General features: G+C 56.5%; 13 protein-coding genes and 1 other RNA gene. 4 read left to right on the top strand and 10 right to left on the bottom strand.

Annotation, left to right across the window (positions count from 1 at the left end; genetic code table 11):
- Positions 1-29: 29 nt before the first annotated feature.
- From BLU07_RS03680 to ffs, 7 genes are all read right to left on the bottom strand, one after another.
- Positions 30-665: a hypothetical protein gene (locus tag BLU07_RS03680; RefSeq protein WP_092384269.1), complete on the bottom strand. Its 636-nt coding sequence runs from the start codon at positions 663-665 to the stop codon at positions 30-32.
- A 107-nt stretch (positions 666-772) separates the two neighbouring features.
- The gene (locus BLU07_RS03675) at positions 773-1,165 is read right to left on the bottom strand and encodes a VanZ family protein (protein ID WP_092384267.1); all 393 of its coding nucleotides are present in this window, start codon (positions 1,163-1,165) and stop codon (positions 773-775) included.
- Positions 1,153-1,608: a Coq4 family protein gene (locus BLU07_RS18040; protein ID WP_092384265.1), complete on the bottom strand. Its 456-nt coding sequence runs from the start codon at positions 1,606-1,608 to the stop codon at positions 1,153-1,155. Before BLU07_RS18040 ends, BLU07_RS03675 begins: the two co-directional genes overlap by 13 nt.
- 20 nt (positions 1,609-1,628) lie before the next feature.
- Complete coding sequence (locus BLU07_RS03665) at positions 1,629-2,003, bottom strand: hypothetical protein (RefSeq protein WP_092384263.1); 375 nt, start codon at positions 2,001-2,003, stop codon at positions 1,629-1,631.
- 111 nt (positions 2,004-2,114) lie between these two features.
- Positions 2,115-2,690: a hypothetical protein gene (locus BLU07_RS03660; protein WP_092384261.1), complete on the bottom strand. Its 576-nt coding sequence runs from the start codon at positions 2,688-2,690 to the stop codon at positions 2,115-2,117.
- Between the two features lie 104 nt (positions 2,691-2,794).
- Positions 2,795-3,226 carry a hypothetical protein gene (locus BLU07_RS03655; protein ID WP_092384259.1) on the bottom strand — a complete coding sequence of 144 codons (432 nt, stop codon included), beginning with the start codon at positions 3,224-3,226 and terminating at the stop codon, positions 2,795-2,797.
- Between the two features lie 515 nt (positions 3,227-3,741).
- Positions 3,742-3,838, bottom strand: an RNA gene (gene ffs, locus BLU07_RS03650) — signal recognition particle sRNA small type.
- A 163-nt stretch (positions 3,839-4,001) separates the two neighbouring features.
- Here ffs and BLU07_RS03645 point away from each other — a divergent pair.
- Genes BLU07_RS03645 through BLU07_RS03630 form a run of 4 tightly spaced genes read left to right on the top strand, consistent with a single transcriptional unit; the run spans position 4,002 to position 10,843 of the window.
- Complete coding sequence (locus BLU07_RS03645; RefSeq protein ID WP_092384257.1) at positions 4,002-5,441, top strand: Wadjet anti-phage system protein JetA family protein; 1,440 nt, start codon at positions 4,002-4,004, stop codon at positions 5,439-5,441.
- The gene (locus BLU07_RS03640) at positions 5,434-6,102 is read left to right on the top strand and encodes a DUF4194 domain-containing protein (RefSeq protein ID WP_092384255.1); all 669 of its coding nucleotides are present in this window, start codon (positions 5,434-5,436) and stop codon (positions 6,100-6,102) included. Before BLU07_RS03645 ends, BLU07_RS03640 begins: the two co-directional genes overlap by 8 nt.
- Positions 6,102-9,734, top strand: coding sequence for an ATP-binding protein (locus BLU07_RS03635; RefSeq protein WP_092384253.1), 3,633 nt, complete (start codon positions 6,102-6,104; stop codon positions 9,732-9,734). Before BLU07_RS03640 ends, BLU07_RS03635 begins: the two co-directional genes overlap by 1 nt.
- Positions 9,731-10,843 carry a Wadjet anti-phage system protein JetD domain-containing protein gene (locus tag BLU07_RS03630; RefSeq protein WP_157719071.1) on the top strand — a complete coding sequence of 371 codons (1,113 nt, stop codon included), beginning with the start codon at positions 9,731-9,733 and terminating at the stop codon, positions 10,841-10,843. Before BLU07_RS03635 ends, BLU07_RS03630 begins: the two co-directional genes overlap by 4 nt.
- Here the strand turns inward: BLU07_RS03630 and BLU07_RS03625 are convergent.
- Genes BLU07_RS03625 through ribA form a run of 3 tightly spaced genes read right to left on the bottom strand, consistent with a single transcriptional unit; the run spans position 10,832 to position 12,725 of the window.
- Entirely contained in the window at positions 10,832-11,671 is an 840-nt protein-coding gene (locus BLU07_RS03625) for a cobalamin-binding protein (protein ID WP_092384249.1), read from the bottom strand. The genes BLU07_RS03630 and BLU07_RS03625 overlap by 12 nt on opposite strands.
- Positions 11,671-12,114, bottom strand: coding sequence for a hypothetical protein (locus BLU07_RS03620; RefSeq protein ID WP_092384247.1), 444 nt, complete (start codon positions 12,112-12,114; stop codon positions 11,671-11,673). The genes BLU07_RS03625 and BLU07_RS03620 overlap by 1 nt, the downstream gene beginning before the upstream one ends.
- Complete coding sequence (ribA, locus tag BLU07_RS03615; protein ID WP_092384245.1) at positions 12,114-12,725, bottom strand: GTP cyclohydrolase II; 612 nt, start codon at positions 12,723-12,725, stop codon at positions 12,114-12,116. The genes BLU07_RS03620 and ribA overlap by 1 nt, the downstream gene beginning before the upstream one ends.
- Positions 12,726-12,824 lie beyond the last annotated feature (99 nt).

Here is a 12,824-nt window from a genome sequence, read left to right as displayed (position 1 = left end):
GCGCGAATTGGTTTACTTTGTTAGCGCTTTTATTCAAGTCCACGATCCTTCTCAATTTTCGCAAGATCTGACAAAGTAATATTTGGATTAATTTTTGCCTCTTCTAAAAAGACATTTGCGTGTCTCAAAATTAGATTCGAAAAGAATCCTTTGGTAAGTCCTCTGTTTGACAGACCAATATCTGATCTCATTGCTCGAAAGAACTCGTCCATAAGAAAGACACTATGTGCATCCGATTTTCCCGATGCTAGATATTGCTTCCAAGAGACAAAACTCGATAACACTTTTGGTCCGCCCCATACCACAAGCTTTCTCTGCCACTCTTGAAGAAATGGAACCAGATCTTCATCATCGACCTCACCGTCATTTTTCGTGTTGAAGAACAATGAGAAGAAACGTTTTAAAAACTCGTCATATATTTCGATTTTTTGGGCTCTTAAGTGAGCCTCTGCTTCTTTAACGCGCTCAAAAAACCTACCGAGAACCAATGTAATTGTTGCAACAATTATGGTCGAAGAAGCGGTTAGCATGCCGACAGCTAAATTAGAGTTTAAGCTCGAAAACCAATTCCATATCGAAGAAATAATCCACAATACGAGAGCAAGCAATGCGAATATCACCACCAAGCCAAGAGCGATCTGCTTTTTCGTCGCCTTATTCTCCATTCCTGACTCCTTTAAACGCTAACGCTTGTAGCACCTGCACAAATTGTGACGTGCCTTTTGGTGTATTGTGAGCAACGCGAACACCAAAAGGCGCGTTGCAATTTGTGTCAGGTGGCTACATTTGTTAAATGTTTGCTTGCTACGTAGGCAATGCCGACCGCGATTACTATACCCACCGCGTCTGCGGCTAAATCCACAAAGTCAAAAGTTCTAGATGGTATAAATGCCTGACTAAGTTCCTCCACAACTACAAATAGTCCAACCAACACAGCACCATAATATAGTTCAAACCCGCCGCAAGAAAAAGACCGAAACTTTGATCCGATAATAGTGACCAAAGTCAAAAAACCAAAAAGGCACATATGCCCTAGCTTGTCGCCGTAAGGGATCGATCTAATAAAATCGAAGAAAACACTGCTCCCCCCTGTATTCGCCAAGTAGATTACCCACAAAACAAATGCGAAAAAAACAACAGCTATGGTTACAATTAGCTTATACAAAAATCACGCCTTAATTCTGAAAGGTTCTTTGGGATCATGGATGCAACAGGAATGTTAGACAAAGGCTTAGCGCTCTTTCCTCGAATTATTTCTCTCCGAAACAATGAATGCTTTGACGGGAAAACCATCCATCCAAGTATAAAGAGGACTTTACCAGCGAAAGTGGAATTCTTGTTACCCCACATAAACGCCTGAAGCTTCAACTCTTCTGTGACTGTCGTTCCGTACCCCAGCAACACGTGGTAGGAATCGTGCTCTTCGTATTTTGGTAGATACCCTAGTTTTCTAATACTTAAGAAATTATAGAGCTCCCGGCCAAGCGTTTCATCTTCAAATTGAGCTAGATTCTCAAACGGATACGGCCACGCCGCCGGCGTTCTAAATAAATTCAAGACCAGAACACTCAACTGGATGAGCTTAGCAATAACTTTGTGTCGATTCATGATTACATTTAACGCCGCATTCAGCGGCTTGTCCGCTGCAATGCTTTGTTAGAGCCTTGAAGCGCTGTCGCAACTAAAAATGCAACCGTACCTGCGACCATGGTGCTTTTAGTTGCAATGAATACCATTGACTGAATTGACTCCACCAGTGCCCCCCAGTTCGCATGGACTAGTATGAGCATCATCCCAACAGAAACCACGATAAGTGCGCGAATAACTGGATGATTTCGACTGGTCAAAGCACAAATGCTCCCGCCAACGGCAGCTATAAAAAACCAGGTTGAGGTTATCAGCCAAACGAACCAACCAGATATAAATAGCTGACTCGGAACCAGTCTTAACAGAAGAAGGATTAAGCCGTAAGTCACCAGCATTGCGAGTAGTGCTCGAATCATCGTAATGCCCCTTTTTGGGCTCTAACGGTTAAGCTAAGGGGCGGGCTTTAGCCCGTCCCAGCGAACGAAGTGAGCGATTTGAGCGCATTGTTGGGCACCGCACCCACCTTATTAGCTTAAAAAGCGAACGTATAACTGCCATAGTGTAATTCCGACTGCTGTAATAGCACTGCCTATAAGTGTTAAGGCTTTTTGGTTACTAGTGTCTGTTAGCCATTTCCAAGAAGCTTCACTCCGGCTGCCAATGCTAAGCTTATGCTGCTTTTCAAAGCGGTCTCTCTCTGATTTTGTTATCAGCAAGTCTTTGGACTCAAAGTAAAGTGGCTGTGCATAGCCTGTGCCTCTTTCTTTATTTCTTTCTGCTGACGTGTACAGGACTGATACTGCAATTTGCTCGCCCACTTTTGCTTCAAGTATACGCCGAGCATCGTTTGCCTTGAGGTATCTTATTGGCTGATAAGTAAAATCTGGGGCAACAAATTGCATGGCGCTTACCGTGGTTGTTCGGATTGCCCCATCGGGTTCAATGGTCTCGCGTTTGTGGCTCCCGATTTCTCTCAAGTAAACGGAGTAAACCAGTAGATCTCTTCTTGCATAGTCGAGCAAGGTTGTTTGATCGACCTTTGAACGAGCCCAGCGATCCATAATTTCAGTCAAAGTGAAATATTCTTTTTCAGGGGCCGGCATTATGGGGAGTTACCTCGAAATTAGCTTGTGGTGCCCAACACCCGGCACATGTGCCGATTTGTAGCCGCGGAGCGGCGGAGAAGCGGTCACCGTGCTGCCGCTTGTTATACGCCATGCTTCGCCAATAGCTCTTTAGCTTTTATCAAGCGTGCAGCTAGCTTCTCAGGGCCTACACCAGCTGCTTTGGGTTGGCTTTCATAGCGCTCTAAAATCTCGACTTCTTTGTGATATAACTTTTCTTTACGGTAAAGGATAGCTAGCTGTTCGTAGTACCACGGAGCCACACCCCAGCCTTCACCTGTACACTTCGATTCTGATTCGGTTGCGTCAATTGAGCGGAGAAGTACTTCGATTGCTTCTTGATTTTTTCCCTCGCGTTTAAGTTGCCTTATCTGCTCCACGCTATCGGTGTAATGCTCCCCATCAACCGACCCAGCTTTACGAATGTCATCGATTTTTGAATTGAAGCTAGTGACTATGTCTTGAAGATTCTCTGATTCACTGGATTTTCCAAATATCTTATTTAACCAACTCATAATCGCCTCCAGTGCGTATAACATTTATATAGCGGCCTCTCCGACCAGTATATCGTTGATCATTTTGTCTACCTGCCATTTAGGCCAATATCGCGTGCAAGCCTTGCAGTGACTTGCTCCCAGCTTGGTCGCTAACCATCAGCCCGTCGACAAAACGGTCATCAAGGCTCATATCAACATTTGTCTTTACGTCGTTAACCTGCTGATTAACCAGAATAAACCGATCGAATGTACTTTTTCTCCCGGATATCGGTCGTTATGATCACTTTTCCGGTTTACATTCATCGATTTCAGGCACGCTACCGCCCCACCGGTGCACAACAAAGGGTGCGGGGTGTCTGTCTGGCGGCGTTTCACACAAGCAGGGTTGTCGGCAGTCCGTGCCACAAAAAGGAGGAGTGCTGTCAAGCAAGCTTGGCCAGTGGCCATATATATAACACGGGGTAATTGAGGGGCAAAGGTCAAACGACGCGAAGTGAAACAATCGGGAACAGGGGAATAATGATGGGTGGTAACCTCGCCAGCCACACCCCGGCACACAATATAACCGCTGTGGCTGCTCCCTTCCGGGCCTGACCAGGTTCACGGCTGATCGTTGCGAGGGGACCGACGAGGCCACCATAACGAACCCGCTGCAAGCGGGCCGCGCCATTGTAACCGGTTGCACGGAAGATACAAGCCACTCTACCCAACGGAAATGGGAAAACCTCTCTTGCTGCCCGCCACCCCCTTTCAGGCATAATAGCCGCTGACTTTTCACCGCATCGGACGCCCCATGTTCTTTACTGCCGCGCGCCTGCAATTCTTTCGCCCGCTGACCAGCAAATACCGTGAGCAGGTTATCGAGTGCCTGCGCCTGCTGCATGAGCGGCTGTACAGCGCCAGCGCCGATTACGGCGAATCTCTCAAGCGCGACCAGGTGGTGGATATTTTCAGTGAGGCCCTGGAGCGCGCGCCCCTGCTGGATGGCGATGATCAGGACAGCGGTCGTTTCAAGAGCAACCGCGAGCAAGCCGCCTGGATTCTGAACAATCTGATCGAACACGGCTGGTTGGAACGTCAGGTTGACCAGGCTACCTTCGAGTCAACCTACCCCTTCAGCCGCATGGGCCGGCTGTTTACCCAGTCACTGGTCGAGGCCGGTGGACGTAGCGTGCGTACCCGTCATCGCAATACGCGCAATACGCTCAACGCGCTGGCAGCCTTCCTTGAGCACGGCGAAGTGTATGACCTGCTGGACGCGCATGAAGCGTCCGAGCGCATTATCGCCGATTTCACGGATATCATCGCCGAACTGGAAGAGCGCAAGCGGGAGCTGGTGCGCGAAGTCGAGGCCCAGCAACTGGTCGAGCAGGCCAGCGAACAGTTCTTCGAATTCATGGAGCGACGCTTCCAGCCCGATCTGGCGATTCGCCTGTCCGCCGACAGCGTGGAAAAACACCGCGAACGCATTCTCAAAACCATTGAACGCATCCGGCGCAAACCCCGTGACTGGAAAGCCCATGCCGAGCGTGAACTGCGCCGGCTGTCGCCTGACCTGGTGGTGGATGAACAGAGCTCGGTGCTGTGGCAACTGCTCGATGGCATCGAGCAACGCCTGCGCAATGCCGCCGACATCATGCTGCCCGCCCTGCGCAAGACCCTGCAGAGCTTTACACAGCGCGCCGACATCATCATTCGCCAACTCAGCTACCTGCACAGCCAGAAGCACAACGACATAGTTGCCCTGTGCCGTGAACTGGCAACACTGCCGGATGCCGAGCGTGAGGCGCGGCTGGAGGCGGCTGGCGAACAGATGGCCAGCGTGCAGATCGGGTTGGTTGATCCCGGCCAGATTCGCCTGCGCGAGCGGCGCCAGCGGCCGCCGGTGAATAGCCTGATGGCCGAAGAGCAGGCAGTGGATGCCGCTACCCTGCGCGAACTGGCCATCCAGCAGTTGCTCGACAAGGCCTTCAGCATCAACGCCGGCGATCTGCGCGACTACCTGCGCAATGCATTGGGTGAGGCACGCCAGATAGACAACCGCGACCTGCCGATCAACAACGCCAGTGACCTGTTGGCGCTCAGCCATCTGATTGAGCTGGCCGGCGCCGAGCATGCCGCACGCGGCCTGCGTGTGCGCGTGGAACCGACCGGGCACACCCTGGCTGCCGATACCTATTTCCGCCGTCGCGACGGCTTCATTATTGAACTGGAACACGACGACCATGCGTGATGCCCTCGACGCCGCCCTCAGCGAACGCGGCCTGAGCAACGACGACTTCTCCGAACTCATGATCCGTTTGCTCGATCGCGGCGTACTCAGCCGCGATCAGAGCAAGCGCGAGGCCGAACTCTATGACCGCTATCTGAAAGTCGCCGAACTGGTGGAAGACTACCTGCAGGTCCTGCGCATCCGCATTCTGCATGAGCCACGCTTTCAGTTGCTGCGCGTATTCCCGCCCGGCGCCGAAGTGCCTGGCCTGATCGATGCGGCCGAACAGGATCAGGGCGGTCTGCGCGAACGCCTGAACCAACAGGAAGTGATGCTGATTCTGGTGTTGCGTGCCGAATACGACAAGGCACTGCGTGAGGGCGATGTGGATGAACTGGGTCAGGTCATGCTGTCGCTGGAAGCCCTCAACCTCGCCTATCGCAACCTGCTCGGGCGCACCCTGCCCGATCAGCAGGGCGAACGTCAGGCATTGCTGCGGCGTATGCGCCAACTGCGCCTGATCCGCAGCCCGGCCGACACTGGCCCGGACAGCGAAGCCTGGCTGACCATTCGCCCCGGCATTCTCAGCCTGGTCACCGACACTGCACTCGGCCAGTTGGCCAGTCCAACGGATGACAGTGACGCTGAACCAAGCGCCGCGTCCGACCAGGAGCCCAGCTGATGTATCTGAAACGCTCGATCACACTCAACTGGGGCAACCTGCCCAATGCCGAGCTGGATTATGGCCCGGTCAATCTGTTCTCGGGGGGTAACGGCTCGGGCAAGACCACCGCCGCCGATGCCCTGCAGACGCTGATGACCGCCGCGCATGACAACCTGTTCAACTACAACCCCGGGCAGGATGAAACCACTCAGCGAGGCCGCGGTGGCAAGCAGGTACGCACCCTCGCCTCCTACGTACTGGGTTGCGATGACGGCGCCTTCGCCCGCCCCTGGGACAGTGACGGCTATATCGCCGGGGTATTTCATCCCACCAGGGGAGAAAGCGCCGAAGCCTTTACCGCAGTGATTGGCGTGCGCGCGCATCTGGATGCCGCCGGCAGCAGCCGACAGGCGCGGCAGGATGAACTCCTGTTGATGCTGTTGCCCGGCGAAATGCTCAGTCTGAGTGACTTTCAGCGGGAGCAGGACGGTGCACGGCACCTGATTCCGCTGACCGAACTGCCCAACCTGCTTCGCCAGCGCCTGGGCAAGGCTCAGGTCGAAGTCTACGACAAGAAAAGCCAGTATCTGGCCCGCCTGTATGGTGCCCTGCGTGGCAAGCGGGATGCCGTCTCGGTGCGCGAAGCCAAGCATGCTGCGCGTACCTTTGCCAACTTCATGGCCTACAAGCCGGTCAAGTCCATTGACCAGTTTGTTGCCGAGGAAGTGCTGGAAGCACGGGACTTTGGCGACACCATCAAACGCATCCGCGACCTGCTGCGTACCGTCCATGGCATGGAACAGGAGGCCAGTCGCATCAAAGGCGCCGTCGACGCCCTGCAACTGGCGCGCGAACAGTCGGAGCAGTATCAGAACGGCTGGCTGGAGCGCACCGGCCTGGATTATCTGGCTGCCGCCCAGCGCTGGCAGCAAAACCAGCAAGGGTATCTGAGTGCCAAGGACAGCCAGCAGCAGCTGAGCGCTGACCTGCAACGCCTGCAAGCGGACCAGCAACTGACTGCCGACCGGTTGCAGCAGGCGCATAGCGAACAGGTTCGCCTCGAAGCCATACGCCAGGGCATTCCGGCCTTGCAAAACAAGGATCAGCTCAAGCAGCAGCGCGAACACCTGGGCACCCAGGTGCAGAGTGCCATTGCTCCCCTGTTGCAGCAGGCCCACCAGCGCGACCGCAATGTCCAGGCACTGGAGAGCACCCGGCAACTGCTGGCCCAGCACAGCCTGGCTGTGCAACTGCCACAACTGGCCTCGCGCGGCTGGCAGCAAGCCGTCAACGCGGTACTGGCCGACGACCAGCAACCGGTCACCGAGCTTGATCAGTTGCTCAACCGTGACCTGCTCGACCTGGCCCCGCTGGATGCCGGTCTGGACCGTATTCGCAGCCAGCAGCAGGCGCATAATCAGCTGGTCGAACGCCTGCAGGCAGAAGACACTGAAGGCGTCAGCCTGCGCCAGCATCTGGATCGTCAGAGCCAGGGCAAGGCGGCTGATCTGAATCAGGCCGATCGGCAGATCCAGCAGACCGAACAACGCATTACCGCGCTCAATTCCAGCCGGGTGACCTACCCCGGATATGTCGAAGACGCCCTGCGCGCGATTCGCCAGCAATGCCCGCAAGCGGACCCGCGGGTGCTTTGCGACTATATCGACGTGGTCGACCCCGATTGGCAAATGGCAATCGAAGGCTATATCGGCGGCAGCCGTTACGGCATTCTGGTCGAGCCTGAACATGAAGCCAGTGCCATCCGCATTGTGCGCCAACTCAGCGGTCGTGATCGCAACCGTGCCCGGGTGATTCAGGGTGACAAGGCGCGCCAGGATGCCGAGCGCCTGACCCTGCCGGATGACTCCATCGTTCACGTCATGCGCTTTGGCCACCGCATTGCCGAATACTACCTGCGCGCCTCCTATGGCAGCGTAGTGCGGGTTGCCGACGCAGAGGCGCTGCGTAAAACCCGCCGCGGCATTACCCAGGAGGGGCTGGGCTCGGGCAACTATGCCTTGTTCCGCTGCGACCTGGACGACAGCCAACTGGTGTTCGGGGCCGCCGCCCGCGAGCGCAACCTCAAGGCCCAGCTAGCCACCCTGGAACAGCTGCAGGTTCAGCGTCAGCAATTGCGTCAGGAATACGCCCTGCTGGGTCAGCTGGACAAGTACCTGGCCCAGTTGCAGCCGCTGGATTATGTCGCCTGTGCCAACCAGCTACTCGCCAGTCAACAACAGCTGCACAAAATCGAGCAGCAGCTGGAGCGGATTGACCTCGGTGAGTATCGCGACCTTGAGCAACAGCAGGAACAGGCCGACCAGCGCTACCGAGAGCTGGAGCAACAAGGCAAGGAGCAGGATCAGCAGCAGGGTCGGCTGGAGGAAAAGCTGACCACGGTCAGCGCCCAGGTCCGCCAGTTTGCCGATCACAGCGATCAGCTGCTGGAGCGCAAAGAAGCTGCCGAGCAGGCCCTACTGGATGCCGCCGCCGAGTTGCCGGGCATTGACCCGCAAGACCGTCTGCAGGCGCTGGATGATCAACTGGCCCAGGCCCATGGCGAATTCGACTTCAGCGACCAGAGCGCTGCCATGACCAGCCGCCTGCACCAGCAAGCGGTTGATCTGGAGCGCGCCATCGAGCATTACAATCAGCAGGCGCAGCCGGCTGACCTGGTACTCCAGGACAGCCCCGCCGAGCTGCACAGCGCCGCCTTCTACCGTCATGTCGGCCAACTGCGCCTGCAACTGGACAACCTCTACAACCGGCTGCGCAACAATGTCCTGCTGGCCAAACAGGAACAGCTGGCCAGCCTGCGCGATACCTTCAACACCACCTTTGTCAGCGACCTCTGCCACGAGATCCACCAGGCCATCAACGACGGCCGGCGCATTCTGGAAAATCTCAACAAGGAACTCGAACACCATGAGTTCGGCGCCGACCGCGAACGCTTCCAGTTCGAATGGAGCTGGATTCCCGAGTTCAAGGAGTACTGGGACTTCTTCCGCGAGATTATCGACACGCCCAACCTGGGAGACGGCGCCAGCCTGTTCGATAACAGCCTGTCCGAGCAAGCCAGCCAGGTGCGCGATCGCCTGCTTGCATTGCTGCTTGACGGTGATGAGCAACAGGCCCTGCGTGAACTGGAACGGCTCAGCGACTATCGCCGTTATCGCCGTTACGACATTCTCAAACACCCGCAGAACAAACCAGCGATTCGCCTCAGCGAATACGGCACCGGCTCCGGTGGCCAGCTGGAAACCCCGGCCTATATCATTCGCGCCGCCGCGGTCACCAGCGCCTTCCGCTTCAATGACGGTGACAGCCACCTGCGCATGGTGATCGTCGACGAAGCCTTTATGCACATGGATGAAATTCGTTCGCGCGAGGTCATCGGCTACCTGACGCAGACCCTGGGCCTGCAGCTGATCTTTATCATGCCGACCAGCAAGGCCGGCCCCTTCCTCGACCTGATCAGCAACCAGTTCGTGTTCAGCAAGGTGCCCAGCGTGCAAGCCCTCGGTGAACTCAATACCCGCGTATTGCTCGACCGCCAGCAGCTGAATACCGACAAGGTCGCCGACCTGTGGGCACAGCATCGCCGGGTGATTCGTCAGCAAGGCATGCTGGATTTTATGGAGGATGTGTGAGCACGCATCCTGCTGCGCCACCCTGGCTCGCCGAAGAGCCCTGGGTGCGCGACCTGCTGCTATGGTGCTTGCAGCGGCTGCACAACGACCGCCAGCGTGCAGTCACCCGGCGCATCACCCCGCGTAACCTGCCAGCGCTGTTCGACTTCAACCAGGACACCGATTATCGCTGGCAACTGCTACAAAGCCTGGCCAAAGATCACGCGATATTCACTATCCAGCCAGGTAAAGCCGGACCAAACGACGAACCTTATCTGAACACCCAGTTGCGCCTTGACCCGGCCAAGGAAGACATTCTGCGCGCCTGGCTGCAGCAACCCAAAGTCGATCCTTACCTGCTTGCCTGGTCCGCCGCCGTGCAGCGACACGCTGTTGCCTTTATCGATCAGGGTCAGGCGTTGCTGAACAACCCGATCCAGCTGCCCGACTTTGCCGCCGATGAGCTAGTGGGTGGGTTTGCCCGCATCGGCGATTATCTTGGTCAGGCGACCACCGCCAGGCATGTTGCCGCACGCTGCTTCGCCGGCCATTCCAAGCTGCTGGACCAGCGCAGTGAACTCCTGTTCGCCTTGTATGGGCCGCGTGCAGCGGCCATACAGCCGCGGCCACTGCTACTCAACGCCTGGGCACCAAGTAGCTTTAGCCAGGTATTGCTGATCGAGAATCAGGACAGCTTCCTGCAACTGGCCGACCAGCCCCCTGCCGACTGTGCGCTGGTGTACAGCGCTGGCTTTCGTGCCAGTGCTGAGCGCCTGCTCAGTGCGCACACCCGTTTCGCCTTTTTGCCCGGTTCTGACAGCACTGCTTTTCAACAGCAATGGCTGAATGTGCAACCCTGGTTCTGGGGTGACCTCGACTATGCCGGTATGGCCATCCTCAAGGCTCTGCGTCACAGCCTGCCATCATTGCAAGCCTGGCAATCCGGCTATCAGCCTCTGCTGGAAGCTCTGCGCAATGGTGCCGGCCATCGTCCGGAGCAAGCTGGCAAAACCCGGCAGGTCGATCCGGGGCAGACCGGGTGCCCCTTTGCCGATGAGCAGCTCTTGCCGGCCATCAGAGAGACCGGGCATTTTCTGGACCAGGAATGGCTGGCCGGGCTACCGGTCTGACGGCTTGATGGCACTGTCTTTCTGTTGCCAGATAACCGCACACAAATCAGCCAGACCCTCGGCTATGCGTGGTGTCGGACGTACCAGGGCATCGCCATCGAGCGCATGCAGGCGCTGATTGCGCACTGCACTCATTTGTGGAAACTGCCGCCAGCGCTGGTGCCAGGGGTGGTCGTTTTCTGGCTCACCGGAGAACAGCAGGATGATGTCGGGGTCAGCGGCAATGACGCTTTCGCGGCCGATTTGCGGGGCGAGGATGCGCAAGTCGGCAAACACATTGCGCGCGCCGCAATGACGCAGGGCATCGCCGAGCAGTTGCTGATCGCTGATGGTATAGATGGGGTCATCCCACAGCTGGATAAATACTTTGGGAGAGTCTTCCATCAGCGGGCGCTCTAGCCTGGCCAGATCGCGCTTGTAGTCGGCAATCAGCTGTTCGGCGCTAGCGGTCAGATCGAGTAGCTCGCCCAGCTCACGCACCATAGGTTCGATATCAGCCAACCGCTGGGGCTCGAAACGCTCTACGCGCATCCCCCAGCTTTCCAGCTGGTCGAGCAATATGGATGGATTTCCGGAGGGCCAGGCGAGGATCAGATCGGGGCGCTGGGCGATGATGCGTTCGGCAGACAACGTCTGGTAACCGCCGACACGGGGTACCTCGGGTAGCTCTGGGGCGCGCTGATCATCATCCATCACACCGACCAGACGTTCACCGGCCTCCAGCTGCAGCATCAGGTCGGTGAGAAAAGGGGCCAGACTCACCACCCGCTCGCTGGCAAGGCCCGACTGGGTCAGCAGTAACAGGCCGGCAAACAGCCAGCCACGCATCAAGCCTGGCTCGCGTTGACCCAGGCACTGGGCGGACGATACAGCAGCAACAAACCCTGACTGGCCAGTACCAACAAGATCAGTGGCGTCAGCTCACCGGTACAGACGAAATGCAGCATGCCGATCCAGCCGGGTATCTTGGCGTTCAGCAGACCCAGCATTTGCTGATGATGCAGGTTGGCCCAGGTGGATTCGGTATCCGCCGCATTGACCTGTTCACTCAAGTTACCGACCGCTACCAGTGCTCGCTTGTAGGGGCTGAAACGCCAGAGGGTAAGAAACATGCTGACCAGGCCGAGCACAAACAAGGGAATAGCTGCCTCTTCCCAGGAACCCGAACTGTCCCGCAGCAGCCAGACCAGGGCAATCGGCAGTATCAATGACACCCCGGTTTGCATGCGCCAGTTACGTTGCAGGGCTTTCCAGTTGATTGCAGAATCCATCAGTCTGCCTCCGCTTGATGCATGTTGCCCAGCATGTGACCGAGCTTGCCAGCCTTGGTCGCCAGGTACTTGCTGTTGTGGGGGTTAAGGCCGAATTGAAGCGGCAAACGCTGAGCAATTTCAATACCGAAGCCTTCCAGCGCCTTGACCTTGCGCGGGTTGTTGGTCAACAACTTCAGACTGGTAATACCGAGGTGGGCGAGCATCGGCTGGCAGATGGCATAGTCGCGCTGATCGGCGCCAAAACCGAGCTGCTCGTTGGCTTCCACGGTATCGGCGCCACCATCTTGCAGGTTATAGGCGCGAATCTTGTTCATCAGGCCAATACCCCGACCTTCCTGACGCAGGTAAAACAGCGCACCACGACCTTCGGCGGCAATCGCCGCCAGCGCGGCTTCCAGTTGAAAACCACAATCACAGCGCAGGCTGAACAGCGCATCACCGGTCAGGCATTCGGAATGCAAGCGACCAAGCACTGGCTCGCCATCGGCCACATCGCCCATGGTCAGCACCACATGCTCCTTGCCGGATTCCTCTTCCAGGAAGCCATGCATGGTAAAAGTACCCCATTGGGTAGGCAACTGGGACGAGGCAATATAGATAACCGCCACACCGAACTCCTGTGAGCCGCAGCATTTGCAAAAGGGCCGCTATATTAGCAGGAGTCGACGCCGGCGGCGACGTTGAATGGTGACCGGATGTGCTTAACC

Origin of the sequence: Halopseudomonas salegens (genome assembly GCF_900105655.1) — a bacterium.
Classification (GTDB): domain Bacteria; phylum Pseudomonadota; class Gammaproteobacteria; order Pseudomonadales; family Pseudomonadaceae; genus Halopseudomonas; species Halopseudomonas salegens.
This window is presented reverse-complemented; position numbering and strand designations above follow the sequence as displayed.

Coding starts and splice junctions, on each gene's coding strand:
- BLU07_RS03660 (WP_092384261.1), bottom strand. CDS start 2,690: ATGCCGGCCCCTGAAAAAGAATATTTCACTTTGACTGAAATTATGGAT.
- BLU07_RS03665 (WP_092384263.1), bottom strand. CDS start 2,003: ATGATTCGAGCACTACTCGCAATGCTGGTGACTTACGGCTTAATCCTT.
- BLU07_RS03625 (WP_092384249.1), bottom strand. CDS start 11,671: ATGCGTGGCTGGCTGTTTGCCGGCCTGTTACTGCTGACCCAGTCGGGC.
- BLU07_RS03640 (WP_092384255.1), top strand. CDS start 5,434: ATGCGTGATGCCCTCGACGCCGCCCTCAGCGAACGCGGCCTGAGCAAC.
- BLU07_RS03680 (WP_092384269.1), bottom strand. CDS start 665: ATGGAGAATAAGGCGACGAAAAAGCAGATCGCTCTTGGCTTGGTGGTG.
- BLU07_RS03645 (WP_092384257.1), top strand. CDS start 4,002: ATGTTCTTTACTGCCGCGCGCCTGCAATTCTTTCGCCCGCTGACCAGC.
- BLU07_RS03620 (WP_092384247.1), bottom strand. CDS start 12,114: ATGGATTCTGCAATCAACTGGAAAGCCCTGCAACGTAACTGGCGCATG.
- BLU07_RS03655 (WP_092384259.1), bottom strand. CDS start 3,226: ATGAGTTGGTTAAATAAGATATTTGGAAAATCCAGTGAATCAGAGAAT.
- BLU07_RS03635 (WP_092384253.1), top strand. CDS start 6,102: ATGTATCTGAAACGCTCGATCACACTCAACTGGGGCAACCTGCCCAAT.
- BLU07_RS18040 (WP_092384265.1), bottom strand. CDS start 1,608: ATGAATCGACACAAAGTTATTGCTAAGCTCATCCAGTTGAGTGTTCTG.